Source organism: Roseibium suaedae (assembly GCF_900142725.1).
Taxonomy (GTDB): Bacteria; Pseudomonadota; Alphaproteobacteria; order Rhizobiales; family Stappiaceae; genus Roseibium; species Roseibium suaedae.
Genome location: NZ_FRBW01000003.1, coordinates 471,045 through 494,641, shown reverse-complemented (window position 1 = coordinate 494,641; position 23,597 = coordinate 471,045). Strand labels below are relative to the sequence as shown.

18 protein-coding genes are annotated in these 23,597 nt (G+C 61.0%); 7 read left to right on the top strand and 11 right to left on the bottom strand.

All coding sequences use genetic code 11. The annotated features are described in order from the left end of the window. Positions 1 to 55 precede the first annotated feature (55 nt). Positions 56 to 2,161, top strand: a complete 2,106-nt coding sequence (locus BUA94_RS15655; protein WP_073014246.1) for a molybdopterin-containing oxidoreductase family protein — start codon at positions 56 to 58, stop codon at positions 2,159 to 2,161. Positions 2,162 to 2,244: 83 nt separating this feature from the next. Here the strand turns inward: BUA94_RS15655 and BUA94_RS15650 are convergent, their stop codons facing one another. From BUA94_RS15650 to BUA94_RS15640, 3 genes are all read right to left on the bottom strand, one after another. Beyond that, on the bottom strand, positions 2,245 to 4,554 hold the full coding sequence (locus tag BUA94_RS15650) for a hypothetical protein (protein WP_139251163.1): 2,310 nt from the start codon (positions 4,552 to 4,554) through the stop codon (positions 2,245 to 2,247). 106 nt (positions 4,555 to 4,660) lie between these two features. Next, positions 4,661 to 5,869 carry a hypothetical protein gene (locus tag BUA94_RS15645; protein WP_084082058.1) on the bottom strand — a complete coding sequence of 403 codons (1,209 nt, stop codon included), beginning with the start codon at positions 5,867 to 5,869 and terminating at the stop codon, positions 4,661 to 4,663. A gap of 220 nt (positions 5,870 to 6,089) precedes the next feature. After that, positions 6,090 to 6,986 carry a sugar kinase gene (locus BUA94_RS15640; RefSeq protein WP_073014244.1) on the bottom strand — a complete coding sequence of 299 codons (897 nt, stop codon included), beginning with the start codon at positions 6,984 to 6,986 and terminating at the stop codon, positions 6,090 to 6,092. 180 nt (positions 6,987 to 7,166) lie between these two features. On the opposite strand from BUA94_RS15640, the gene BUA94_RS15635 reads away from it, so the two are divergent. After that, positions 7,167 to 8,774, top strand: a complete 1,608-nt coding sequence (locus BUA94_RS15635; protein WP_073014243.1) for an EAL domain-containing protein — start codon at positions 7,167 to 7,169, stop codon at positions 8,772 to 8,774. 8 nt (positions 8,775 to 8,782) lie between these two features. Here the strand turns inward: BUA94_RS15635 and BUA94_RS15630 are convergent, their stop codons facing one another. Then, the gene (locus BUA94_RS15630; RefSeq protein WP_073014242.1) at positions 8,783 to 9,295 is read right to left on the bottom strand and encodes an ureidoglycolate lyase; all 513 of its coding nucleotides are present in this window, start codon (positions 9,293 to 9,295) and stop codon (positions 8,783 to 8,785) included. 10 nt (positions 9,296 to 9,305) lie between these two features. Next, positions 9,306 to 10,127: a bifunctional allantoicase/(S)-ureidoglycine aminohydrolase gene (locus BUA94_RS15625; protein WP_073014241.1), complete on the bottom strand. Its 822-nt coding sequence runs from the start codon at positions 10,125 to 10,127 to the stop codon at positions 9,306 to 9,308. A gap of 282 nt (positions 10,128 to 10,409) precedes the next feature. On the opposite strand from BUA94_RS15625, the gene BUA94_RS15620 reads away from it, so the two are divergent. Next, on the top strand, positions 10,410 to 11,087 hold the full coding sequence (locus BUA94_RS15620) for a type 1 glutamine amidotransferase domain-containing protein (protein WP_073014240.1): 678 nt from the start codon (positions 10,410 to 10,412) through the stop codon (positions 11,085 to 11,087). 164 nt (positions 11,088 to 11,251) lie between these two features. Here BUA94_RS15620 and BUA94_RS15615 read toward each other — a convergent pair whose 3' ends face one another. Both BUA94_RS15615 and BUA94_RS15610 read right to left on the bottom strand, forming a co-directional pair. Next, complete coding sequence (locus BUA94_RS15615) at positions 11,252 to 11,626, bottom strand: DUF983 domain-containing protein (protein ID WP_073014239.1); 375 nt, start codon at positions 11,624 to 11,626, stop codon at positions 11,252 to 11,254. A 242-nt stretch (positions 11,627 to 11,868) separates the two neighbouring features. Then, the gene (locus BUA94_RS15610) at positions 11,869 to 12,282 is read right to left on the bottom strand and encodes a septal ring lytic transglycosylase RlpA family protein (RefSeq protein ID WP_073014238.1); all 414 of its coding nucleotides are present in this window, start codon (positions 12,280 to 12,282) and stop codon (positions 11,869 to 11,871) included. A 692-nt stretch (positions 12,283 to 12,974) separates the two neighbouring features. Between BUA94_RS15610 and BUA94_RS15605 the strand changes: the two genes are divergently transcribed. Beyond that, the gene (locus BUA94_RS15605; RefSeq protein ID WP_073014237.1) at positions 12,975 to 15,263 is read left to right on the top strand and encodes an arginine/lysine/ornithine decarboxylase; all 2,289 of its coding nucleotides are present in this window, start codon (positions 12,975 to 12,977) and stop codon (positions 15,261 to 15,263) included. 108 nt (positions 15,264 to 15,371) lie between these two features. On the opposite strand, the gene BUA94_RS15600 is transcribed toward BUA94_RS15605, so the two are convergent. The 4 genes from BUA94_RS15600 to mtnK are packed head-to-tail and all read right to left on the bottom strand — an operon-like array spanning position 15,372 to position 19,412. Then, positions 15,372 to 16,037 carry a class II aldolase/adducin family protein gene (locus BUA94_RS15600; protein WP_073014236.1) on the bottom strand — a complete coding sequence of 222 codons (666 nt, stop codon included), beginning with the start codon at positions 16,035 to 16,037 and terminating at the stop codon, positions 15,372 to 15,374. After that, positions 16,031 to 17,035, bottom strand: a complete 1,005-nt coding sequence (locus BUA94_RS15595) for a sugar-binding transcriptional regulator (RefSeq protein WP_073014235.1) — start codon at positions 17,033 to 17,035, stop codon at positions 16,031 to 16,033. The genes BUA94_RS15600 and BUA94_RS15595 overlap by 7 nt, the downstream gene beginning before the upstream one ends. Next, positions 17,032 to 18,141, bottom strand: coding sequence for an S-methyl-5-thioribose-1-phosphate isomerase (mtnA, locus tag BUA94_RS15590; RefSeq protein ID WP_073014234.1), 1,110 nt, complete (start codon positions 18,139 to 18,141; stop codon positions 17,032 to 17,034). The genes BUA94_RS15595 and mtnA overlap by 4 nt, the downstream gene beginning before the upstream one ends. Continuing rightward, positions 18,138 to 19,412: an S-methyl-5-thioribose kinase gene (gene mtnK / locus BUA94_RS15585; protein ID WP_073014233.1), complete on the bottom strand. Its 1,275-nt coding sequence runs from the start codon at positions 19,410 to 19,412 to the stop codon at positions 18,138 to 18,140. The genes mtnA and mtnK overlap by 4 nt, the downstream gene beginning before the upstream one ends. Before the next feature lie 122 nt (positions 19,413 to 19,534). Between mtnK and BUA94_RS15580 the strand changes: the two genes are divergently transcribed. Genes BUA94_RS15580 through BUA94_RS15570 form a run of 3 tightly spaced genes read left to right on the top strand, consistent with a single transcriptional unit; the run spans position 19,535 to position 23,219 of the window. Beyond that, a complete protein-coding gene (locus BUA94_RS15580; RefSeq protein ID WP_084082057.1) occupies positions 19,535 to 21,112 on the top strand; it encodes a sugar ABC transporter ATP-binding protein in 1,578 nt (525 codons plus the stop codon). A gap of 11 nt (positions 21,113 to 21,123) precedes the next feature. Then, a complete protein-coding gene (locus BUA94_RS15575) occupies positions 21,124 to 22,137 on the top strand; it encodes an ABC transporter permease (protein WP_073014232.1) in 1,014 nt (337 codons plus the stop codon). 56 nt (positions 22,138 to 22,193) lie between these two features. Then, positions 22,194 to 23,219 (top strand): substrate-binding domain-containing protein, encoded by a 1,026-nt coding sequence (locus tag BUA94_RS15570; RefSeq protein WP_235860627.1) that lies wholly within the window; start codon positions 22,194 to 22,196, stop codon positions 23,217 to 23,219. The last annotated feature ends 378 nt before the right edge of the window (positions 23,220 to 23,597 follow it).

The following is a 23,597-nucleotide window of genomic DNA, read 5'->3' as shown; positions in this document are numbered from 1 at the left end:
CCTCCGACCTTGCGCCCATCGCCAAGAGACGCCTCATCTAAGAAAAACCAAGCAAATGAACAAGCCTGTCCCGAAGACTGCCTTTTCCGCATGCCCGCATGATTGTCCCTCGACCTGCGCTCTCGATGTCGAGGTGCTGGAAACGGGCAAGATCGGCCGCGTGCGCGGCTCCTCGGACAACAGCTACACCGCTGGCGTGATCTGCGCCAAGGTTGCGCGCTACGCCGAACGCATCCACCATCCGGACCGGCTGCTGAAGCCGCTGCGCCGGACCGGGCCAAAGGGATCCGGCCAGTTCGAGGAAATCTCCTGGGACACGGCGCTGGACGAGATCGGAGAACGGTTTCTGGCCATCGAGGCCGAGTTCGGCGCCGAGAGCATCTGGCCCTATCACTATGCCGGCACGATGGGGCAGGTGCAGCGCGACAGCATTCACCGCTTCCGTCATGCCAAGGGCTATTCCCGCCAGTTCGACAGTTTCTGCACCAACATGGCCTGGACGGGCTATGTGGCAGGCACGGGCAAGCTGGCCGGCCCGGATCCCCGCGAAATGGCCGTCTCTGACCAGATCGTGATCTGGGGCACCAATCCGGTTGCGACCCAGATCAACGTGATGACCCACGCCATTTCCGCCCGGAAGGGCCGTGGCGCAAAGATCATCGTGGTGGACGTCTACAAGACCGAGACCATGAAGCAGGCCGATATCGGCCTTGTGATCCGTCCGGGGACAGATGCCGCGCTTGCCTGTGCGATCATGCATGTCCTCTTCCGTGACGATCTGGCTGACCGGGAGTATCTGGAAAAATACACCGATTGCCCGGCGGAACTGGAGGCACACCTTCAGACGCGCACGCCGGAATGGGCGGCAGAGATCACCGGACTGAACGTGGAGGCCATCGAAGAGGTGGCCCGCCTGATCGGGACGGTCAAGCGCACATACTTCCGGCTCGGCTATGGCTTCACCCGGACCCGCAACGGTGCCGTTGCCATGCATGCGGCCGCTTCCATCGGAGCGGTTTCCGGCTGCTGGCAATATGAAGGTGGCGGTGTCTTTCACAACAACGGTGCGATCTTCCAACTCGACAAGTCCATGGTCGAGGCCCATTCGCTGCGTGATCTCTCTGTCCGAGCTCTCGACCAGAGCCTCATCGGACGTATTTTGACCGGCGATGAAGCTGCCCTGTGCGGCGGCGGGCCGGTGAAGGCCATGCTGATCCAGAACACCAACCCGGCTTCCGTTGCGCCGGAACAGGACCTGATCAAGAAGGGCTTTGCCCGCGAGGACCTGTTCACTGTGGTCCACGAGCAATTCATGACCGAAACGGCGCTGATGGCCGACATCGTGCTGCCGGCAACCCAGTTCCTGGAGCATGATGATCTTTACCGGGGCGGTGGTCATCAGCACATCATGCTGGGGCCGAAGGTGATCGAGGCGCCGGAAGGGCCAAAGGAAAACCTCTTCGTTCTCAACGAGATCGCCCGCCGTGTTGGCGCGAAGGATCATCCGGGCTTCCACATGAGCGCCCGCGAGCACATTGACTGGATGCTCAAGGCCTCCGGATATGCAGGCTTTGATGATCTGATGGAAAAGCGCTGGCTGGATGTCCAGCCAGGCTTCGAGGATGCCCATTTCCTGAAAGGCTTTGGCCACGCGGATGGCAAGTTCCATTTCCGTCCGGACTGGGGACGGTCCGCTGCGCCCAACAAGCCTGCCGGCAGCCCCATGGGCCCCTGGACGGTGATGCCTGAGCTCCCGGATCAATGGGACAGTATCGAGGCTGCAGATGAGCGCACGCCATTCCGGCTTGTGACCTCGCCGGCACGGTCCTTCCTCAACACGACCTTCAACGAGACCCCGGGCTCCCTGAAGAAGGAAGGCCGTCCCGAAGTCTGGCTGAGGGCCGAGGATGCGGCCGCCTACGGCATCGAGGACGGTGCCCTGGTCCGGATGGGCAATGGCCGTGGTGCCGTCACGCTGCATGCCCGGTTCTACAGCGATCTGACGCCGGGAACGGTCATCTCCGAAGGCATCTGGCCGAATGAGGCCTTTCCCGATGGCCGGGGCATCAACACCCTGACCAGTGCCGACCCGGTCGCCCCCTACGGCGGCGCCGCGTTCCATGACACGGCGGTGTGGATCCGGCCGGTTTCAAATGCCTGAGGCAATTTGGGTGCAATGAGCAATTGAAATGAAAAAGGCCCGGAGCAGGAATGCTCCGGGCCTTTGTTGTTTTTTGCGGGCGCTTATTTCGAAGCGCCGCTGATGACCTTGGCTTCCAGACGGTCCGGGATCGCCGAAGGAGCGGTGACCGCCAGAGCCAGAAGTTCGGCTACACCCACCGGCGTCTTGGGGGCAAGCACAACAGAAAGCTCGTCGGGATCGGTCAGGAAGCTGCGGAAGCCCTTGATCAGATCATCGCCGAAGTTTGTGCCGGCCAGAGGCCCGATCTCGCCGCGCAGAGCCTCGGCAAAGCCGTCAGCGAGCTGCTCTTCGGTCAGTTGGGTTTCCTGCGCCTGATCGGAGAGGAGGGCGGAGACAAGTTCCTCGCCCGTGATCCTGAGCCGTCCCGACTTGATCACCGCTCCGGCGAGCGCGACCTGCGCCAGTTCGGGCGAGGTGAAGATCATCGCCGGGATCTTGCCGAGTTCCAGGGACAGGGAGGCCTTGCCGCCGCCGCGCAGTTCCACCGTCAGGTTCGACAGGGACAGGTCTTCCGTGACAGGGTTCCAGCTTGCGGCAAAGGACTGGTTGAACTCTAGTTCTTCGATCCCGAGGTCATCGAGGATCTTGCTCAGGCCCGGGTCCGTGATCTGCGATGCGGGGATCGACAGACCATCGATCACGAAGGAGCTGCGGGTCGGGATCTTGTCGGTGAAGCCCCCCTGAAGAAGCTCCGCCAGATTGAGGCGGATGGTGGATTTTGCAGCCGCATCCTCCCCGGAAGAACCGGTATCCCCGTCGGCGGTTCCATCCGGCACGGTGACCTCGAGCGCGCTCAGGATCATCTTGCCGACAGTCGGCAATGCATCCCTTATTTGACTTGGGGTTGGCTCATCCACCTGGCCGAGAACCGCAAGGGCCGCCGCAGACGGAAATCCGACTCGGAAAAGCCCGGCGTGATCTAGGAATACGCCGGTCGCCGACGAGGTGGCTTCTGCGTCCCCGCCGTTCGTCTCAGGCGCCTCAGTCGTGCCGTCCTTGGCCTGAACCTGCAGGCCGTCGATGGAAAGTTCTGCCAGACCGCTGCCACTGAGCCCCTTGAGCAGGAACCGTCGCAGTTGGGCGTTGCCTTCCTCGCCGTCTGCGGAAAGGCCGTTCATTTCCATCCGGCCGAGGGAAAAGCGTCCAAGATCCAGAAGAACGGCAGTGCCGATGTCATCCTCGCTCAGCTCTTCGCCTTTCTCTGCCCTGCTGGCGATCTCGACAAGATTGGCCTTGGAGGTGTCGAGCAGTGACAGGTCTTCCAGCATGATGCTGTCAATGCTGCCCTTGGTGCCTTCGGAAGAGAAGGTCAGATCCAGCAGTTCTTCCCGGTCGAGCAGGGTCGTGCGCCCGGGCTCATCCGGACCGCCGAGCAGCATGGCAAAGGGTGCGATGTCGAGCCCGCGCACGGTGGCCGCGCCGCCATTGAAGTCGACCCGGTGGGTCTCACCGTTCTCGCCAGTTGCTTCCTGGATGACGCGGAAGCTTGAGACGGCCTGTTCGGCGATCCGGCCATCCTTCAGGTCCAGCATCAGCATGTCGTTATAGACCGAGGACGCGGGGCCGGTGCTGTCACCGGTGCTGTTGCTGGTGGCTTCGGACACGAAGGCGCGGGCAACCCGAACCTGTCTGAAGGCGGCAAGCCACTGGCGGGCGGTCGCGATCGTGTCGCTGTCTGCCTCCGGCTTGTCCGGGAGAATAGCCGGGATGGAGAAATCCTCGATCAGGACGTCCTGGTAAGAGGCATCCATGGTGCTCGGAATGAGAACGCGGACTTCCGTGTTGAGCGCCGGGACATCGTCGACAACTGGAGACCCGGTGTCCGCTTCCGGTTTCCCGCCCGCTTCTGGAGCTTCCTTGCCGTCGGCTGAAATCTTCTTGGGTGCATCCGGTTCCGGCTCGACCTTCATGCTGAAATCGAGGGAGCCGGGGATGGCAATCGTGTCGGCTTCGATCAGGCCGCCGGATTCCCGCAGGCCTCCGAAGTCGATCTCATCGAAGCTGATGGTGACTGAAAGCCGGCTCATGGTTGTGCCGCCGTTCTCGGCGATCCAGGGCACTTCAGAGAAGTTGAAGGAAATCTTGCCGCCCTGCAGCGAGGCTGAGCGGTTGAGATCTCCGGCCTTCACGGCCTTGAAGCTGGCAGTGACCCCGTCGAGCGCATTCAGGCCCTGCGTCCAGGTCTGGAGGATGGCCGTTGCATCATTGCCGGAGGCAGGTTTGTCACTGTCCTGGGCATGGGCCGCAGGAGTAAGGCTGCACCAGAGCGCCAGCGCCGTTGCGGGCAAGCCATGGCGGATCATCGGGGAAAAGCGCGGTTCTGCGGTGCCGGACCAGACTGGATTGGCCATCATTCTACTCCACAGCGCCCGCGTGCCGCGGGCCTTGATCGACGGACAGGCATGTCCGGATGAGAAAAAGCCTTGCCGGACTGGATGCCCGGCAAGGCTGTTCGGATTACTTGGCGGTATTGGCCGCAATGGTGACGCCGAGGATCTGCGGCAGGGCCTGCGGAGCCATCATGGCCGTGCCCATGATCTGCATGACCGGCACCGGTGCGGACGGCTGGGCGGTGACCGTCAGGGACTTCGGATCGCCGAGGAAGTCGCCGACAGCGGTGCTGACAGACTTCTCGAAGTCGGCGTTCTGCAGAATGCTAAGCATCAGGGGCAGGCCCATCTTGAGCTGTTCGACCAGACCAGCCCGGTCGGTGCCGCTGTCCTTGGCCTGCTTGTCCAGAATGCGTTCAACAAGGCTGCTGTTGTCGAGGCGGATGTTCAGGGCGGAGAGGGACGTGGACTGCATCATCGGTCCGATCTTGTCCTGATCCCCTGCGCCGGAGGTCAGCTCCTGCATCAGCTCCTTGGTAACGCCTCCAAGCTTGACGGAAACATTCAGGGCGGCTGCGTTCTGCATCTCGACGGCGACATCCTCGAAGCTGGCCACCTGGGTGGCGGGATCCCAGCTGCCCTTGCCGTTGACGGAGATATTCAGCTTCTCGTAGCCGAGATCGGTCAGGTTCTTGCGGCCTTCCTCGTCCAGATCTTCTGCCTTGATTTCCACATTGGTGATCGAGAAGGTGCCGGAGGTCGGGATGTCGTCCACATAGTTGTCGAGCGACGTCTGGAGGCGTTCGACGGTGAAAGCACCTTCCGGGCCCGCGTCGACCTTGATGCCTGCGGCTTCCAGGGAGCCATAGGACGGGCCGGCATTCTCGCTGCCGCTTTCGATTTCCTCGGCGGAGGGCAGCTCGACATCGCTGACGGTCAGGCTGGCGATGGCAAAGGAACCGTCCTTGGAGTCCATCTTGACGCCTTCCAGCGCCATTTCCTCAAGGCTGAGCGCACCGCCTTCCGCGACTTCACCACCGGTCAGATCCGTTGTGCCGATGGTGATCAGAGCGTTTTCGTCCTGCTCGTTGGCAAGCTCGATGCCCTTGATGCGCACGGTCTCGCCGTCTTCCTCGACACTTGTGTAGGATTTCACCGAGCCTTCCTGGACTTCCAGGAGGTCGAGAAACGCATCGGCGACGTCATTGCCGGTCGGCTCGTAGGCCCAGGCAGGAGCGAAGGAAGATCCGGCGAGAATCGAGGTGGCCATCAGGGCGGAAAGGGTGAAGGCCGGAAGCCTGCGGCTTTTAACGGCTGAAGAGGAAAAGAAATGCATTTGGGTGTCTCCCGATAAAATACTCTGGCCTTGCCGCCGGGCACGATGGGTCAACTCCAGCCCTTGCGCAAGGTCAAGTTACCATGAACGCAAGGGGAGCGCCCCCGGAGTGCCCGAGCAACACCCCCGGAGCACCCGAGGAGCGCCCGGAGCGCGCCATTGCGCCGGTCAGTCCGGACCCGAACCGGTTTGCGTTCCGGTTCCGTAACCTGTTGCCCGGTCAGGCAGCCTTTTCCCGGTAAGTGGCGATTGCGGCATCAATATCGCCAAGGGTGGGGAGGCTTGCCTCATTCCCCAGATGCTGGATGGCATGGGTCGAAGCGCCGCGGGCGAAGGTGAAGTGATCCTGCCAGTTGCCAGCAGGATTTCGCATGTAGGACGTGACATAGGCCCCGTGGAAGATGTCACCGGCACCGTTGGAATCGATCACTTTCTCGAACGGGACATCAAGGGCTGGCAAGATCTGGTCCGCTCCACCGCGCTCGTACCAGATCGTGCCGCGTTCACCCAGGGTGACCGCGCCGACAGGGCAGCCTTTGCTGCGGAGGTAATTCAGGGTGTCGCCAACCGACTTGCCAAGCTGCTGGCAGAAGCGCTCGGAGACCACAGCCACATCGATTGAGGCGAGCAATTCGTCGGTCGTCTCGCGCACGGCGCCGCCATCAAGCGAGGTGAGAACGCCGAGGTCTCGGCAGGCTCTAGCATAGTGAAGGGCCGCATCGCCCATGTGACCATCCAGATGCAGTGCCTGAAGGCCCGTGAGCGTCAGGGGCGGGAAGGGGTGCAGATACTCGTCATCCCGGCAGCGGACGATAGCTCGCTTTCCATCCCTTGGCATGATGAAGGAGAGCGAGCTTTCCCGGACCTTCCGGCCGTGGACAGAGATCCCGTACTGGGCGGCCATGTCCAGGAACATGCGGGCGAGCCAGTCGTCGGCCTGGGAACAGAGCAGCTCCGGCTTGCCGCCAAGCTTGGCGCAGCAGAAGGCCGCCGTGACTGCGTTGCCGCCAAAGCTGACGGCATAGTCCCGGGCGATGGTCTTTTCATCGCCTGTCGGCAAGTGGTCGGTCAGAAACGTCACGTCGATATAGGCCTGTCCGACGAAGAGTGCCTGCATAATCTGCTCCTGCTGAAGCCGGGTTCAAAATGTGATTCCCGCCGGGAATCGTTGATGTCGTAGAAAAGCTTGTTCCGGCGTGGAAAGCCTTGATTTGTGTAAAGGGTGCTACTGTTCAGCGCTTGTTTACGTCTCTAGGGTTAACACCATTAAGGAGATTCTTCACGAACAGGCGATGCGGTGTCCGACCGGTATATGATATTCGTCAGGGCAGTTATTCTCGCGCTCGTCTTGGCGACTGCGCCCTTGTTCGCGGCCAACATCATCCTCAATCAATATGCGCAGAGCCAGGCGCGCGGAGAAATGGTCGCCATGGGCGAGCGTTACATCCAGCGTGCGGAGATGGCGATCAGCACGACCGTGACCGCCCTTCAGAGGCTGGACCGGGATGATGTCGAAACCTGCACCGCAGCCGACAAGCAGCTGTTCCGGCAGGTCATTTCCGATGTGGGCACCATCGACGCCATCGGCCTTGCGGATGAGGGCGGCAAGCGCATGTGCGTGACCCCGGACATGCCGTTGACCGGTGAGGCCATTTTGCCCTTGCTGCGCAAGGACGGGCCCCTGGTCGGTATCGGCATGCTCGACCGCAGCTTCATGGGCGCTCAGGTGGCGGTGGTGAGCTGGGATCTGCGCAATGGTTCGCGCCTGTTTGCCGAAATCACGCCGGCGGTCATCGCAAGCGACCCTGGGCCGGAATATCTGCGTTCCTACCGCCGTGTCGAACTGCGCCTGGGGGACGATCTGCTTTGGTACTCGACCGGCGGCTATAATTCCGAAGGGTCGGACCCTGAAAATGCAATCGTGACCACGGTGCCTTCCGGCCGCTATCCGCTGGAAGTGACCGTCGTCGCGCCGAAATCGGCTGCGCTGCAGATGGTGCATGACCTCAAGATCATCGCGGTGACGGCCTGCGCCGCGATGGCGCTGCTCTTTGTTGCCATTGGCGTCTGGTTCTCCTGGCGGCCGGAAAGCGAAGCCAATGACGAGTTCGTCCGCGCGATCCGCGATGGCGAGTTCATTCCCTTCTATCAGCCGGTCATGGACATCGAGACCGGCCGTCTGCGGGGCTGTGAAGTGCTGATGCGCTGGCGGCGGCCCAATGGCAATATGGTCTCGCCGGGCCAGTTCATGGCCTATGCGGAGGCCAATGGTCATATCTTTGCGATGACCCGCAGCCTCATGGTTCAGACGGTGGATGAAGTCGGTGAGCTCTATAAGGAGAACCCGGACTTCAAACTCTCGATCAACCTCTTTGCCGGGCACTTCCTGAACAGGGATATCATCAACGATATCAAGGCGATTTACGAGAATTCCGATATCTCGTTCCAGCAGATCGTGGTCGAGGTGACGGAGCGATATCCCATGGAAGACATGGCGCTGGCCCGCAAGATCATTGCCGAAATGCAGGCCATGGGCGTGCGTGTCGCACTGGATGACGTGGGCACGGGCCATGGCGGCATGGCCTATCTGCAGAAGCTCGGCATCGACATCATCAAGATCGACAAGATGTTCATCGACAGCATCGGCGATGACGACAGCTCCACGACCATCGTGGATTCCATGGTGGAACTGGCCGACAATCTGGGCATGGGCATCATCGCCGAGGGCGTCGAGACGCCGGAGCAGGTCGAGCGTCTGCGCGAGCTGGGCGTGACTGCGGCGCAGGGCTATTACTTCGCCAAGCCGATGCCGGCCACCGAGTTCATTGACTACGCGGCAAAGGTCGAGCGGGATCTTCAGGCCGAACAGGAAGCCGAGAGCGAAGAAGACGACGAGGCTGCTTGAGCCTTACGTCAGGCGGGGCTTTCATCGCCTTTGATCACCGTCCAGGGTTCGTCGAACCAGACTTCCTCCAGATTGTCGCCAGGGCCGATGCGGTCCACTACGCTGAAAAGGCCCGGGTCCTCTAGCGGTGTCAGCACGCCGTGCCAGGTGCCGCGGTGGAGATTGATGCCTTGACCGGGGCTGGTCAGGAAAGCGCGGGGCGCGCCCGGCTTTCCGTTGTCATCCGGACAGACGATGACGAGGAACGGCGCAAGGCTCATGGGCAGGAAGGCCTGGGAGCCGAGCGGGTGCCGCTCGACCATGTCCAGCAGGTAGGGGAAGGAGCGCTTTTGCGACAGGAACAGGCTGATGCCGGCCTTGCCGCCCTCAGCTTCCGTCTCCAGCCGCGCCCGGTCATGATAACGCCCGCACATGTCCTGGTTGATCAGCCGGTCCGGCGTGCCGGTGGCCTCCAGAACGTCGCCAAAGGGCGCAAAGGCCCCTGCCGTCAGCGGTTCGGTGACAATTGTGCGGGTCGTCATCAGTCTGGTCTCAGCGCAGCTTCATGTGGCGGTTGACGTCCTTGTAGAGCAGGTAGCGGAAGGTCTCCGGGCCACCTGCATAACAGGCTTGCGGGCAGAAGGCGCGCAGCCACATGAAGTCACCTGCCTCCACTTCCACCCAGTCCTGATTGAGCCGGTAGACCGCCTTGCCTTCCAGCACATAGAGGCCATGCTCCATGACATGGGTTTCCGGGAAGGGGATCACGCCGCCCGGCTTCAGGGTGACGATGTTGACATGCATGTCGTGGCGCAGGTCATCCGGCTCGACGAAGCGGGTCGTTGCCCAGGCGCCATTGGTGCCCGGCATCTCGATCGGGGCGATGGTCTTCTCGTTGATGACGAAGGCAGGCGGCACGTCGAGGCCTTCGACGCGTTCATAGGCCTTGCGCACCCAATGGAAGCGCAGGGGCTTGTCCGCGTCGTTCTTGAGACTCCAGGGCGTTGCAGGCGGAATATAGGCATAGCCGCCTTCGGTGAGCACATGCTCCACGCCGTCGATTGTCAGGCGCATCTCGCCTTCGACAACGAACAGAACGCCCTGGGCATCCGGATCGGTCTCCGGCTTCTGGCTGCCGCCGCCGCTTTCCACTTCCATCACATATTGGGAGAAGGTCTCCGCAAATCCGGACAGGGGACGGGCAATGACCCAGAGACGGGTCTTGTCCCAGAAGGGCAGACGGCTGGTCGTGATGTCGCGCAGGGTTCCCTTGGTGATCACCGCATAGGCTTCGGTGAACATGGCCCGGTCGGTGAGAAGCTGGGTCTGGGGCGGATGTCCGCCCGGGGCGGCATAATAGGAGCCGTTCGACATGAGGTGTCCCTTGAGGTGGTTCTGAATTGGAAGTGAGTGATCCGCCGGAACCTGGCGACTGGTCAGACCAGATTAGACAGTCGCGCCGGTCTCTCCAAGCGTGTTTTTTGCGCAAACGTCCAGAGGCTCTTGCAGCTTAAACGGGCAGGTGACCGCTTAACCGGAACCGATGCTGGGCTGGGGCGTTAACCCGTCGAACAGAGGCGAAGCGGCCAACGTGCATTGAGGCGCGAACCGTGTGGCCGAGGTCCATCCGAAACACTCAGAACAAAGGCAAAGACAATGAAGATCCTCATGGTCCTGACGTCCCATGACAAGCTGGGAGACACCGGCAAGAAGACCGGTTTCTGGCTGGAGGAATTCGCCGCGCCCTATTACGTGTTCAAGGATGCCGGGGCAGAGATCGTTCTGGCGTCTCCCGATGGCGGTCAGCCGCCGCTCGACCCAAAAAGCGACGATCCTGATGCCCAGAGCGATGCGACGCGCCGGTTTAAGGCGGATCAGGACGCTCAACATGCGCTGGCGAACACCGTATCGCTCTCGTCGGTCAAGGCAGCCGACTTCGACACCGTGTTCTATCCGGGTGGCCATGGTCCGTTGTGGGACCTGGCGGAATCCAGCACGTCCATTTCGCTGATCGAAGCTTTCGACCGGGCGGCTAAGCCCATCGGGTTCGTCTGTCATGCCCCGGGGGTTCTCCGGCACGTGACCGCTGCGAATGGCGCTCCCATCGTGAAGGGGCGGCAAGTGACAGGCTTCACCAATACGGAAGAAGAGGGCGTTCAGCTGACCGATATCGTGCCCTTCCTGGTCGAGGACGAACTGAAGGCCAAGGGTGGCGAATTCAGAAAGGGAGAGGACTGGGGCGAGTTTGTCGTGCAGGACGGCAAGCTGGTGACAGGTCAGAACCCAGCCAGTTCCGAGGCAGCTGCAAAGGCGCTTTTGAAGCTGGTGTCGTAACGGTCCGGGTGGCGCTTGGCTATGTCCTAGCTACGGCTGCAGGGCTAAATGCGCACCAGTCAGGTTGCAGCCAGCAATCTGACTCACTTTGCGAAGATGCTGGAAGGAAGTGGCAAAGCTTCCTTCCAGCGCCTTGAAATGACTCAGATAAGTGACCTCCGGGATCAGACGAGCTTGCCTTCCTCGGCCTTGTAGAAATACTGGCTCGCGACCAGCCAGCCCTTCAGGGGGCGCAGTGGCGGGATGCAGGTCAAAAGCAGGAGCGGCAGGGTGGTGAAGAGGTGCACCCAGTAAGGGGCCTGAAAGGCGACTTCCATCCAGAGTGCAAAGATCACGGCGGGCACGCAGGCAAAGCAGATGACGAAGAACGCCGGGCCGTCTGCCGGATCGGCAAAGTCATAGCTCAGACCACAGACTTCGCAGGATGGCTTTAAGGTCAGGAAGCCGTTGAACAGGTGACCTTCGCCGCAGCGCGGGCACAGTCCGCGGGTGCCGACCTTGACGGGATTGAGAGGCGGATAGTCGTGCTTGTCACACATGGGAGGTCCTGGCTCATATTGGCCATGGCACCGGAACGTGTGTCCGGAACCGCTCCGGCAAGCGCGGTCTCTGGCGCTTTGCTGCGGGGATCCTGTTGTCCATGGCGTGTACTGATAGCCCAAGAATTAGGCAGCTAGCGCGCACTCTGCAATCTGAAAGCGGCCCGTGCGACAATCTGCAGCTAGGGTGTGGTCTCACTGAATTTGCGAGGCCACACCCTAGGATCAGATGGATTGGAAGGTCAGACCTTGTCGTCCGTCGCGATCAGGAAGGGCTTCTTGGCCGGTGCGCTGGCGGGGGAGGCCGTTACCGGATTGGTGAGGATGCAGACCTTGGAAATGCCCTTGCCGACGAACTGAAGATGCTGGGCTGCGCCCTTCGACAGATCGATGATCCGGCCTTTCGTGAAGGGCCCGCGGTCATTGATCCGGACGATGACAGACCGGCCGTTGCTGACATTGGTCACCTTGACCCTGGTGCCAAAGGGCAGGCTGCGATGGGCTGCCGTGAGCTCGGACGGCTTCATCATTTCGCCAGAGGCGGTTCTTGAGTGAAGCGCATACCAGGATGCCTTGCCACAGGTGCTGCCGGCCAAAGCCGGGCCGGATGCCGCGGCCAGAAGCAGGCCAGCAGCCAGAAACGTTCTCACGTTCATGTTCGTCCCTCGATGTGCCTTAAAGGCTTGGAAACAGGCGCATTTCAGGATTGGGCAGAATAGCCGTGAGCCTGTGGTGACCAGGGGCAGATGTGCCGTAATAGATACGGTGCCCGGATCAGCAATTTGAAGCGCGATTTGTGTCGATTACTGAGGGTTAATGGCGAGAAAGTGGCAAGATCATAGGGTGGAATTCATTGATCTGATCTCACGGATTTTGTGATCTGAAAGCGACCTTTATTTCAGTTGCTTGGGGCTTTCGGAGACTGTCACGACAGGGCGAGAAAAATGTGTGCTTCGCCCCTGGAAATCCCTGATCCGGGCAAATCCTGTCCAAATGAGGCACGAATTTCCGCTTGCCGGACAGGTGTCTCATTCGCCTTCGATCAAGGCGGGGCATTGCCGGACAAATTCTGGCCTCTATGTTCCGGCTTGCTCCATCTGCCTTGCCGCAGCTTTTGCAGAAATCGGCAAAGAACGGTATTCAGTCGGATGAATGGACCGGGAGGAGGGAAAATGCCGGTTCTCCAAAGGAGATTTCGGATCCTCAATCGGTCTGACATGAAGAATGAAATGCGAAGGTGTATGGCTTGGTCAGATTGCGGGCTTTCGCGGCCCGGACCTGCCGTAACCGCCAAGAGCTGATCAAGCCCCGCTGTGCCCACTCTCTGTTTTCCCGTTAGGAAAATTTCATGAAGTTCCGCTTCCCGATTGTCATCATCGACGAAGACTTCCGCTCAGAAAATGCTTCAGGCCTGGGGATCCGGGCGATGGCGCAGGCCATCGAGAATGAAGGGTTCGAGGTTCTGGGCGTGACGAGCTACGGCGACCTGTCCCAGTTCGCCCAGCAGCAGTCCCGGGCGAGTGCCTTCGTGCTGTCGATCGATGACGAGGAGTTCAGCCCAGGGCCTGATCTGGATCCGGCGGTTCTGAACCTGCGCAACTTCATCGAGGAAGTCCGCTGGAAGAATGCGGAAGTGCCGATCTATGTCTATGGCGAGACCAAGACCAGCCGGCACCTGCCCAACGATATCCTGCGCGAGCTGCACGGCTTCATCCATATGTTCGAGGACACGCCGGAGTTTGTGGCCCGCCATATCATCCGCGAAGCCAAGAGCTACCTGGAAAGCATCCAGCCGCCGTTCTTCAAGGCGTTGCTCGACTACGCGGAAGACGGGTCCTACTCGTGGCACTGCCCGGGTCACTCCGGCGGCGTGGCCTTCCTGAAGAGCCCGATCGGCCAGATGTACCACCAGTTCTATGGTGAAAACATGCTGCGCGCCGACGTCTGCAATGCGGTGGAAGAGCTGGGCCAGCTTTTGGACCACAATGGCGCGATTGGCGCGTCCGAGCGCAATGCGGCGCGGATCTTCAACGCCGATCACTGCTTCTTCGTGACCAATGGCACCTCCACGTCCAACAAGATGGTCTGGCACCACACGGTGGCTCCGGGCGACGTGGTTGTGGTGGACCGCAACTGTCACAAGTCGATCCTGCATTCGATCATCATGACCGGCGCCGTGCCAGTGTTCCTGAAGCCGACCCGCAACCACTACGGCATCATCGGACCGATCCCCCATTCCGAATTCGAGATCAGCTCGATCAAGGAAAAGATCCGGGCCAACCCGTTGCTGGAAGGCGTCGATGCGGACACGGTCAAGCCGCGCATCATGACCCTGACCCAGTCGACCTATGACGGGGTGCTCTACAACACCGAGACCATCAAGGGCATGCTGGACGGCTATGTCGAGAACCTGCATTTCGACGAGGCCTGGCTGCCCCATGCGGCCTTCCATCCGTTCTACGGCTCGTTCCATGCCATGGGCCGCAAGCGTGGACGCACCAAACATTCGGTGACCTACGCGACACAGTCGATCCACAAGTTGCTGGCCGGCATCAGCCAGGCCAGCCATGTGCTGGTGCAGGATTCCGAAGACACCAAGCTGGACCGGCATCTCTTCAATGAATCCTACCTGATGCACACGTCCACCAGCCCGCAGTATTCCATCATCGCCTCGTGCGATGTGGCCGCTGCCATGATGGAGCCGCCGGGCGGCACGGCCCTGGTGGAGGAAAGCATTCTCGAAGCGCTCGATTTCCGCCGGGCCATGCGCAAGGTGGATGAGGAGTTCGGCGAGGACGATTGGTGGTTCGAGGTCTGGGGACCGGAAGAGCTCGAAGAAGAGGGCATCGGCCGGACCAAGGACTGGGTTCTGCGGCGCACGGACAGCGAAGGCGTTCAGCGCGATGGCGAGGACGCCTGGCACGGCTTTGGCGACATGGCGCCAGGCTTCAACATGCTGGATCCGATCAAGGCCACGCTCATCACCCCGGGCCTGAACATCGATGGCCGCTTCGAGGAAACGGGCATTCCGGCCTCCATCGTGACCAAATATCTGGTCGAGCATGGGGTCGTGGTGGAGAAGACCGGCCTCTACAGCTTCTTCATCATGTTCACCATCGGCATCACCAAGGGCCGGTGGAACACGCTTCTGGCCGCGCTGCAGCAGTTCAAGGATGATTATGCCAAGAACCAGCCGCTATGGCGCACCATGCCGGAGTTCTGCGCCAAGCAGCCGCGCTATGAGAAGATGGGCCTGCGCGACCTGTGCCAGCACGTCCATGCGCTCTATGCGAAATATGACGTGGCGCGCCTGACGACGGAGATCTACCTGAGTGATCATCTGCCGGCGATGAAACCGAGCGATGCCTTCGCCAATATCGCTGCCCGCACGACCCAGCGCGTGCCGATCGATGATCTGGAGGGCCGGATCACCACCAGCCTGGTGACGCCTTACCCGCCGGGCATTCCGCTGCTCATTCCGGGCGAAGTCTTCAACAGGAAGATCGTCGAATATCTGCAGTTCAACCGGGAATTTGCCCGCGAATGCCCGGGCTTCGAGACCGATATTCACGGTCTTGTGCAGGAAACCGGCGACGACGGCCGCATCCATTACTTCGCGGACTGCGTGGCCGAATAACAAAAGAACACCGCCAGCATTTCCCAAAGAAAATGCTGGCGGTGTTCAAGAAAGCTGGCATTCAACGTGCCGGCCGGCCTGCATAGCTGCAGGCGGGCGGAACCGGGTCTATTCGGACTTCATGCCGTAGTTCTTGACCGCGCCCAGAACCTCGTTGATTTCCGCATCGCTCAGGATATGCGGCGTGCCGATGGTTCTGCTGAGAATGTAGGCCTTGGCCAGCACTTCCAGTTCTTCCAGGCGCCAAAGGCCCTTTTCCAGGGTTTCCCCCACGACGACTGCGCCGTGATTGGCCATCAGGCAGCCGCTGTAGCCTTCCATGGTGGACGTGACGTCATCGGCAAGGCTGTTGCTGCCGAAGAGGGAATAGTCTGCTAGCGGCACGCGGTTGCCGCCGAAAATGGCGATCATGTAGTGGCAGGCCGGAATTTCCTCGCGGTTGATAGCAAGGGCCGTGCAGTTGACGGGATGGGCATGGACAACCGCATGCATGTCTGGCTTGGCCTTCAGCAGGGCCAGATGAAACTGCCACTCGGTAGAGGGCTTGCAAGGTCCGTCCCATTCGCCTTGTCCCGCCAGCGGGAGGGAGGCCAGCATGTCCGGTGTCATGCGGTCATAGGGGATCCCGGACGGGGTGATCACCATGCGGTCGCCAACGCGAACGGAGATATTGCCGGAGGTACCCTGGTTGATGCCGCGCCGGTTCATGTCGATACAGGTGTCGATGATGGCCTGACGCAGTTCGGGTGTGTCGGTGTAGGGTGTTTTCAGCATGGGTCCAACGCGAGTTTCAGGATGTCTAGGGCAGTGTCTGAGCTTGTGGCGACATGGGTGGCATAGCCGCCGCGAATGGCGGCAAGCATCGGTCTGGCCCGCTCGGGGCCTGAGCCGACCAGCAGGCCCATGTCCTTGTTGCGCATCTGGTCGAGGGTGACGCCGATCATGCGGCTCTCGATTTCCCGGTCGAGCCCCTTGCCTTCGCCGTCGATCAGGCGGCCGCAGATCACCCCGACAGCGCCTTGCTGCGCGCAGGCGGCGATGTCGGCATGATCGAGAAGGCCGGTGTGAACGACATGGCTGTTCTCGCCGCAGGTGCCACAGGCAAAGATCGTCTTGTTGCAATTGGCGACGGCCTCCAGCTGTTCCCGGATCACCGGCTCCTGCTTCAGGCGGTCGACAAGATCCCGGTCGGACAGCACCAGGGGCACATGAAGGTTGATGCAGTGGGCGCCATAGCGGCGGGCCAGAGTGGCCGAACTTGTTTCTGCGGCAAAGCCCATGGCGGCAGGCCGCGAGCCGACAAGCTGCACGACCGTGAGCTCGTTCAGGGAGAGGCGGGGGGCCGCTTCCGCGACCCGGTAGATCGTCTCGCCCCAGGCAACGCCCAGCCGGTCGCCCGGCTCAAGCAGGCTCGGCAGCCAGTCCGAGACGACCCGCGTCACCCGGTCCAGCGACCGTTCTGGGCCGTCCGATGAGGCGGGCACCACGATTGCATCCTTCAGGCCGAAGGTGTCGACCAGCTTGCGGGCCAGTTCCTGGTTCCGGAAGATCGTGTGGTCGAGGGTGATGCGCACATAGTCCCGGCGGCGGGCTTCGGAGAGGTAGTTGACGACAGTGGCCCGCGAGAAGCCGAGACGTTCGGCAATCTCGTTCTGGTTCATGCCTTCCTGGTAATAGCACCAGGCAACCTCAATGATGCCTTCGTCCTGCGAGCGGGCTCGCAGGACGGTCTTGCCCTCGGAGGGGCCTGGCTTTTTCGGACCTGTCGTCATGCGCTCTTGGCAATCCGGGAAAGGTCCGGGAAGAGGCCTTCCAGCCCCTCCGGCGTTGCCGCGCAGACACCGCGTTCCGTGATCAGGCCGGTGACCAGATGGTTCGGGGTCACGTCGAAGGCCGGATTGCCGCCGGGCGTTCCATGCGGGGAGACCTGAACCTGGGAGATTTCTCCGGCTTCCGTCAGGCCCTGAACATGGGTGACTTCCCGTTGGCTGCGCTCTTCGATCGGGATCTCCTTGACGCCATCGCTGACGGTCCAGTCGATGGTCGGGGACGGAAGGGCCACGTAGAAGGGAACCTTGTTTGCCTGCGCGGCCAGCGCCTTCAAATAGGTGCCGATCTTGTTGCAGACATCGCCCCGCCGGGTGGTGCGGTCCGTGCCGACGATGACCATGTCGACCAAGCCATGCTGCATTAAGTGGCCGCCGGCATTGTCGGTGATGTAGGTGTGCGGCACGCCGTGGCTGCCCAGTTCCCAGGCGGTGAGGGCGCCCTGATTGCGCGGGCGGGTTTCATCCACCCAGACATGGATCGGAATGCCGGCGTCATGGGCATGATAGATCGGGCTGGTGGCCGTGCCCCAGTCGACGGTGGCAAGCCAGCCTGCATTGCAGTGGGTCAGGATGCGGACCGGTTCGCCATCCTTCTTGCCCGTGGCAATCTTGCGGATGATCTCAAGACCGTTGAGGCCGATGTTGCGGTTGATCTCGACGTCCTCGTCAGCGATCTCATGCGCAAGAGCCAAGGCGGCGGCGGCTCGCTGGTCTTCCGGAAGGGTCACCAGATGCGCACGGCATCGGTTCAGCGCCCACCGCAGATTGATGGCCGTCGGGCGTGTCTTGTCGAGAAACTCCCAGGCCTTGTCCAGATGGGCGTTGGACGGATCGATGCTGGCGGCCAGAGCCATTCCATAGGCGGCCGTGGCGCCGATCAGCGGTGCACCGCGCACCCGCATCTCGACGATGGCATCTGCATAGTCCTGAAGGGTATCGACCTGCTGGATGCGGAAGTCATGGGGCAGCCAGCGCTGATCGATGATCTGAAGCGCGGCCTTGTCCTCATCCCACCAAAGGGAGCGGTAGTGGGTGCCGTTGACCTTCATAGGATGTCCTTTGCATTGAATTGACGTGCGATTTCCAGAAGAGCCCGGGGCGTGCGGATCGCCCCGGTGTTCAGAATGAGTTCCGTGCCCAGGGCAAGGTTGCGGGCTTCCAGCGGTGCCCTGATAGCAGTGTTCTCGATGGTCTCGAAGTCTGCGTTATGCGCGAGGGACAGGGTGCGCCGGTGCATTTCGATGCCACAGAACGCGACCGCGTCCTGCCAGATCCCGGCAAGAAGCTCGGCGCAGGTTTCCTCGGACGACTGGTCCTGATCCTCGAACAGGCTGGCCGGATAAAGCATGCCGGTGCGCTCGCTCTTCCAGAGCCGGAGGAACTCCTCATCGAAGGTTGCGAGGGTCTCTTCGATCACGGACAGGATCCATTCCTGATAGTCCTCAAGAGCCTCGGCGCTCCGGTGCGCGGGCTGGCTGAGATAGGCCATCAGGAAGTTGGCCGTCAGCATGCCGATGTCGAAGCCCAGCGGTCCGTACTGCACGAATTCCGGATCGATGACGCGGCTTTCGGTCGCCGTGGACATGATCGAGCCGCTGTGCAGATCGCCATGCACCATGGTTTCGGTGTTGGATGCGAATTTCATCAGCATCCGCTGGGCGCGGGACTTCAGCTTGACGTTCTTGCGCAACTCCGCGACGACCGGATCCAGTTCGGCCGTGTGGTGGTTCATCTGCGCATTGAAATAGGGATCGGTGAAAACAAGCGCCTCGGTAATGGCCGGAATGGCGACATTGCCGGCAAAGAGCGCGACATCCTGCTTCTTGTCGGCGCTTTTCATGGAAAGCTCCGAGCCGCGGAAGGCGGTGCGCGCGCAGAAGCGGCCCAGGAACGCGCCGAGACCCTCGACCTTCTCGCCGTCGATCAGCTTGCGGCGCAGGATCTTGTGCGGGCTGAGGAACTCCATGACGATGAGTGCCTGAGCCTCATCAAAGTGGAAGACCTCTGGAACCGCACCCGGGTCCCTGTCCGCTTCCCGGATCAGGGCGTGATACTCGAAAAACGCCCGGTAGAGCGGCAGCGGCCAGCTGTCTCCCACGAGCCGGACATAGGGCAGGGCCTGCTTGACGATCACGCTGCCCTTCGGTCCTTCCACGATGAAGACCAGGTTCAGGTTGCCGTCGCCGACTTCCTTCACACTCCATTTGTCCGGATCGCTTCCGACCCTGTCGGCAACGGCTGCGACCTGAGAAAGCTGAGCGGCCAGTGTCTCTGCCGTGAGCGGCGAATAGCGCGCGTCCTGCGAGTTTGGCTGGGTCATTTGTATGATCTTTCCTCCCGAATTACCCGGACTAAAATGCAGAAATATTCAAAAGTCAAGCTAGTTGACAAATGACTAAGTGACGTGTTGTAACTTATCCATACGAGGGGGAGCTCGTCAGAATGGTGGGAGGTAAGGTGGCTAAAATCACCTGTAAAATTAATGGGTTAGAGAAGTCTTTCGGGCGCAATCACGTGCTGCGGGGGATTGATCTGGAGCTGCGTGCCGGCGAGGTCACGGCTCTCATGGGAGCCAATGGCGCAGGTAAGTCCACGCTGGTGAAGGTGCTGTGCGGCTATCATTTTGCCGATGCAGGCAAGATCGAGTTCGCTGGCCAGCCTTTCGCCCCGATCGATGCTGCCGATGCCATTTCCAAGGGCGTGGTGACCGTTCACCAGTCCATTGATGATGGCGTCATTCCAGACCTCGATGTTGCGACCAATCTGACGTTGGACCGTCTGACGGAACCGGGCGCAAGCCTGTTCGTGAATGACCGGAAGCTGCGCCAGCGGGCAGAGGAAGTCGCCGCGAGCATGGGGCTTCATATGGATGTCCGGGCGCGCGTGGCGGATCTCGATGTTGCCGACCGGCAGATGATTGCGATTGCCCGGGCCATGGCCCGGTCTCCGCAGCTGCTCATTCTGGACGAACCGACCTCATCGCTATCGGCATCGGAGGCGGAGCGCCTGTTCTCGCTCATCGACCGGCTGCGCGCCGATGGGGTGGCGATCCTCTATATCTCCCACCGCATGTCGGACCTGCGAAGGGTTGCGGACCGGATCGTCTCCATGCGCGATGGTGCCATCTCCGGCATCTTCGAAGGCGAAACGCTCGACTATGTCGGTGCGGTCAACGCCATGCTCGGCCATCAGATGACCGAGGTGGATATCGAGCCGGTTTCCGGCGGTGAAACCATTCTGGAAGCAAGAGAGCTGAAGCTCTTCGAGCATAGCGATCCGATCAGCTTTTCGGCGCGGGAAGGGGAGGTTATCGCCTTCACCGGGCTTCTGGGCAGCGGCACGACCGAACTGGCGGAGATTGTGTTCGGTCTCGCCGAGGCTGCCGGCGGAGAGCTGTTCCTCGACGCCAAGCCCTATCACCCGGCCAATGCCTCGCAGGCTGTCGATATGGGCGTCTTCATGTCGCCGAAGGATCGCGGCTCAAATGCGGTGATCGGTGACTTCGACATTGCCAACAACATGACCTTGCCGTTCCTCAAGGCGTTCAGCACGTTCTCGTTCCTGAGTGAACGTGCGCAGCGGCGCGCGGCAAACGACATGATCAGCAAGATCGGCGTGAAATGCGAAAGCGACAGGGACGGGATCGACACCCTGTCAGGCGGCAATCAGCAGAAGGTCATGATCGGCCGCTGGCTGCTGAAGGCCTCGAGGGTGCTGCTTCTGGATGAGCCGTTTCAGGGCGTCGATATCGGCGCCCGGCGCGACATCGGCCGCTATATCCGGGAAACCTCGGCTGGGCGCACAACGCTGGTGTTCGTTGCGGAGATCGATGAGGCGCTGGAGATCGCAGACCGCATCATCGTGCTCAACGAAGCCGCGATCGCCGGTGAATACCGGAACAAGGATATCGATCTGAACGGACTGGTTGCGGATGTTTCCGGACGGGTTCGCGAACCGCTCCACGAAGAGGCCGGAGCGTCATCTGGACACAGGGCCGCAACACCGGCCGAGGCAGGATGAAGACCACTCAAATGAACAAGAATTCTCTCGAATATGCCATTCGCTATGGCTTCATCGTGCTTCTGGCCGGCCTTGCGCTGTTCTTCAGTTTCTACGCAAATGGATTTGCCAGCCCAAGGTCGGCGGTCTTCATCTTCCAGTCCGTCGCCATCACCGGCATTCTGGCCCTTGGCGTCACGTGCACCCTCGTCGTCGGTGGTTTTGATCTGTCGATCGGGTCGGTCGCGACCTCTTCGCTGATGCTGTCGGCCTATTCCATGGTGGTGCTTGAGCAGTCCGCATTCGTGGCCGTCGCCCTGTGCCTCGTGATGGGCGCGGTAGTCGGCCTGATCAACGGCCTCCTGATCGTGAAGATGAAGGTGCCGGATCTGCTGGCGACACTCGGCATGATGTTCCTGCTGATCGGCCTGCAGCGCATTCCGACCCAGGGCAATTCGGTCGCAACCGGCATGAGCCTGTCCGATGGCAGCGTCGCGGATGGTGTCTTTTCCGAAGCCTTCCTCTGGCTTGGCCGTCACCGTTTTGATCTCTTCCTCGACCGTCTTCTGCCGGTGCCTGTGGTGATCTTTCTGGCGATTGCCCTGATTATCTGGCTGTTCCTCGGCTTCACCCGCCACGGCCGCCTGATGTATGCCATCGGCTCGAACGAGCGGGCGGCAAGCCTGGTTGGCACCAATGTCCAGCGCTACAAGATTGCGGCCTACATGATCTCCGGCGTGCTGGCCTCCATTGGCGGCATCCTTCTGGCAGCGCGCCTGGGCCGGGGCGACATCGCCTCGGGCAACAATCTGCTTCTGGACAGTGTCGCGGCTGCGCTGATCGGCTTTGCGGTTCTGGGGGCTGCCCGGCCGAATGCCTTCGGCACGGCCGCAGGCGCCCTGTTCGTCGGCATCCTGCTTCAGGGCCTGACGATGATGAATGCCCCTTACTACATGCAGGATTTCGTCAAGGGTGCCGTGCTGGTCGCAGCCCTTGTCTTCACATTCTACCTGTCCTCGCGCCGCGGCGGCAGGAGAAATGCCTGACGCTCACACGTGTCACGGAATTATTGGGAGGAAACAGAATGATCAGACGTGAATTCATGAAGCTCACGGCCGCAGCAGGCATGACGCTCGCTGCATTGGGATCGGTCCAGGCGGCAGACATGCCGGCGCCGTTCGATAAGCCGGCAGACGTCAAGATCGCGCTCGTGCGCTATCTGTCGACCGGTGACTTCTTCCAGTCCTACCTGTCGGGCGTCGAGAAGCAGGCCCAAGCCCTGGGCGTGGATCTGCGCGTGCTCGACAGCCGCCAGGATGCAGCCCTTCAGGCGGACATGGTCGATCAGGCCATTGCGCTCGGTGTCAACGGCATCATCATACAGCACGGCCTGACGGAATCCATGAAAGCCGCTGCTCAGCGCGCGGTGGATGCGGGCATCAAGGTCGTCGCCTTTGACGTCGACGTCGAGAATGCATCCGTGCCGCAGATCGAGCAGTCGGACTATCTGCTTGGCAAACTCGCCCTTGATCAGGCGATCGAGGACAATGGCAGCAGCTTCACCGCAGGCTATGTCTATGTTCCGGGCATCGCCCCGCTGGACCGCCGCGACGTTGCCTGGAAGGAAATCAAGGCAGCCAATCCGGGCATCCAGGAAGCGGCCATGTTCGGCACGCTTGACAATCCGATTGCCAATTCCGTTGCCAACCAGGCCCGTTCGGTGCTTCAGGCCAACCCGGCCATTTCCGTCATGTTCGCTCCCTTCGACGAGTTCGCAAAGGGCGTGAAGATTGCGGTGGACGAGGCTGGTCTCAGCCAGGATATCAAGATCTATTCTGCCGATGTCTCGACTGCGGATATTTCTGCCATGCGGGAACCGGACTCTGCCTGGGTCGCTACCGTTGCCACCAATCCGGCGGTTGTCGGGGAAGTCAGCGTCCGCACCCTGGCCCTGATGCTGGCCGGCGAGATGACCGAAAAGCAGGTCGTCGTTCCGCCGACGCTGATCACCCAGAAGTTCCTGAACGACAATGACGTGAAGAACATGGAAGACCTGGGCGTGAAGATGCCTCAGTTCCAGCACGCCGATGTCTCCGTCGCAGAATGGATCCCGCTGCCCAAGCGCTAAGCGCCAGCAAGAATCCTGACAATCGGAAAGCCCGGTCACTATGGCCGGGCTTGTTTGTATTCTGGTAGAGCATTTACTGCTGGCAGCGCTTGCCAGAACTACCAATGTCTTCCCTTAGGATCGCTCGTGCCGGAATGCACTCAGGTGATTACGGTTAAATGCCTCGTTTCCTCAGAGGCTTGTTGTCATAACTTAATTTGTAACTATAGGTAATATTGATCTGATTGTGCAACTTGTGCAGAATATTCCCTTACGGTAGCCTGTAGGTTCACCGAGGGGCGCCATTGGCAATAGATCCGATCCAGAAACGTGTTGCAGAGGGTGTCCGGATCCGGATTTCGAACACTCGAGGTCTTCCGCTGGAGGGGGGCGTCACCG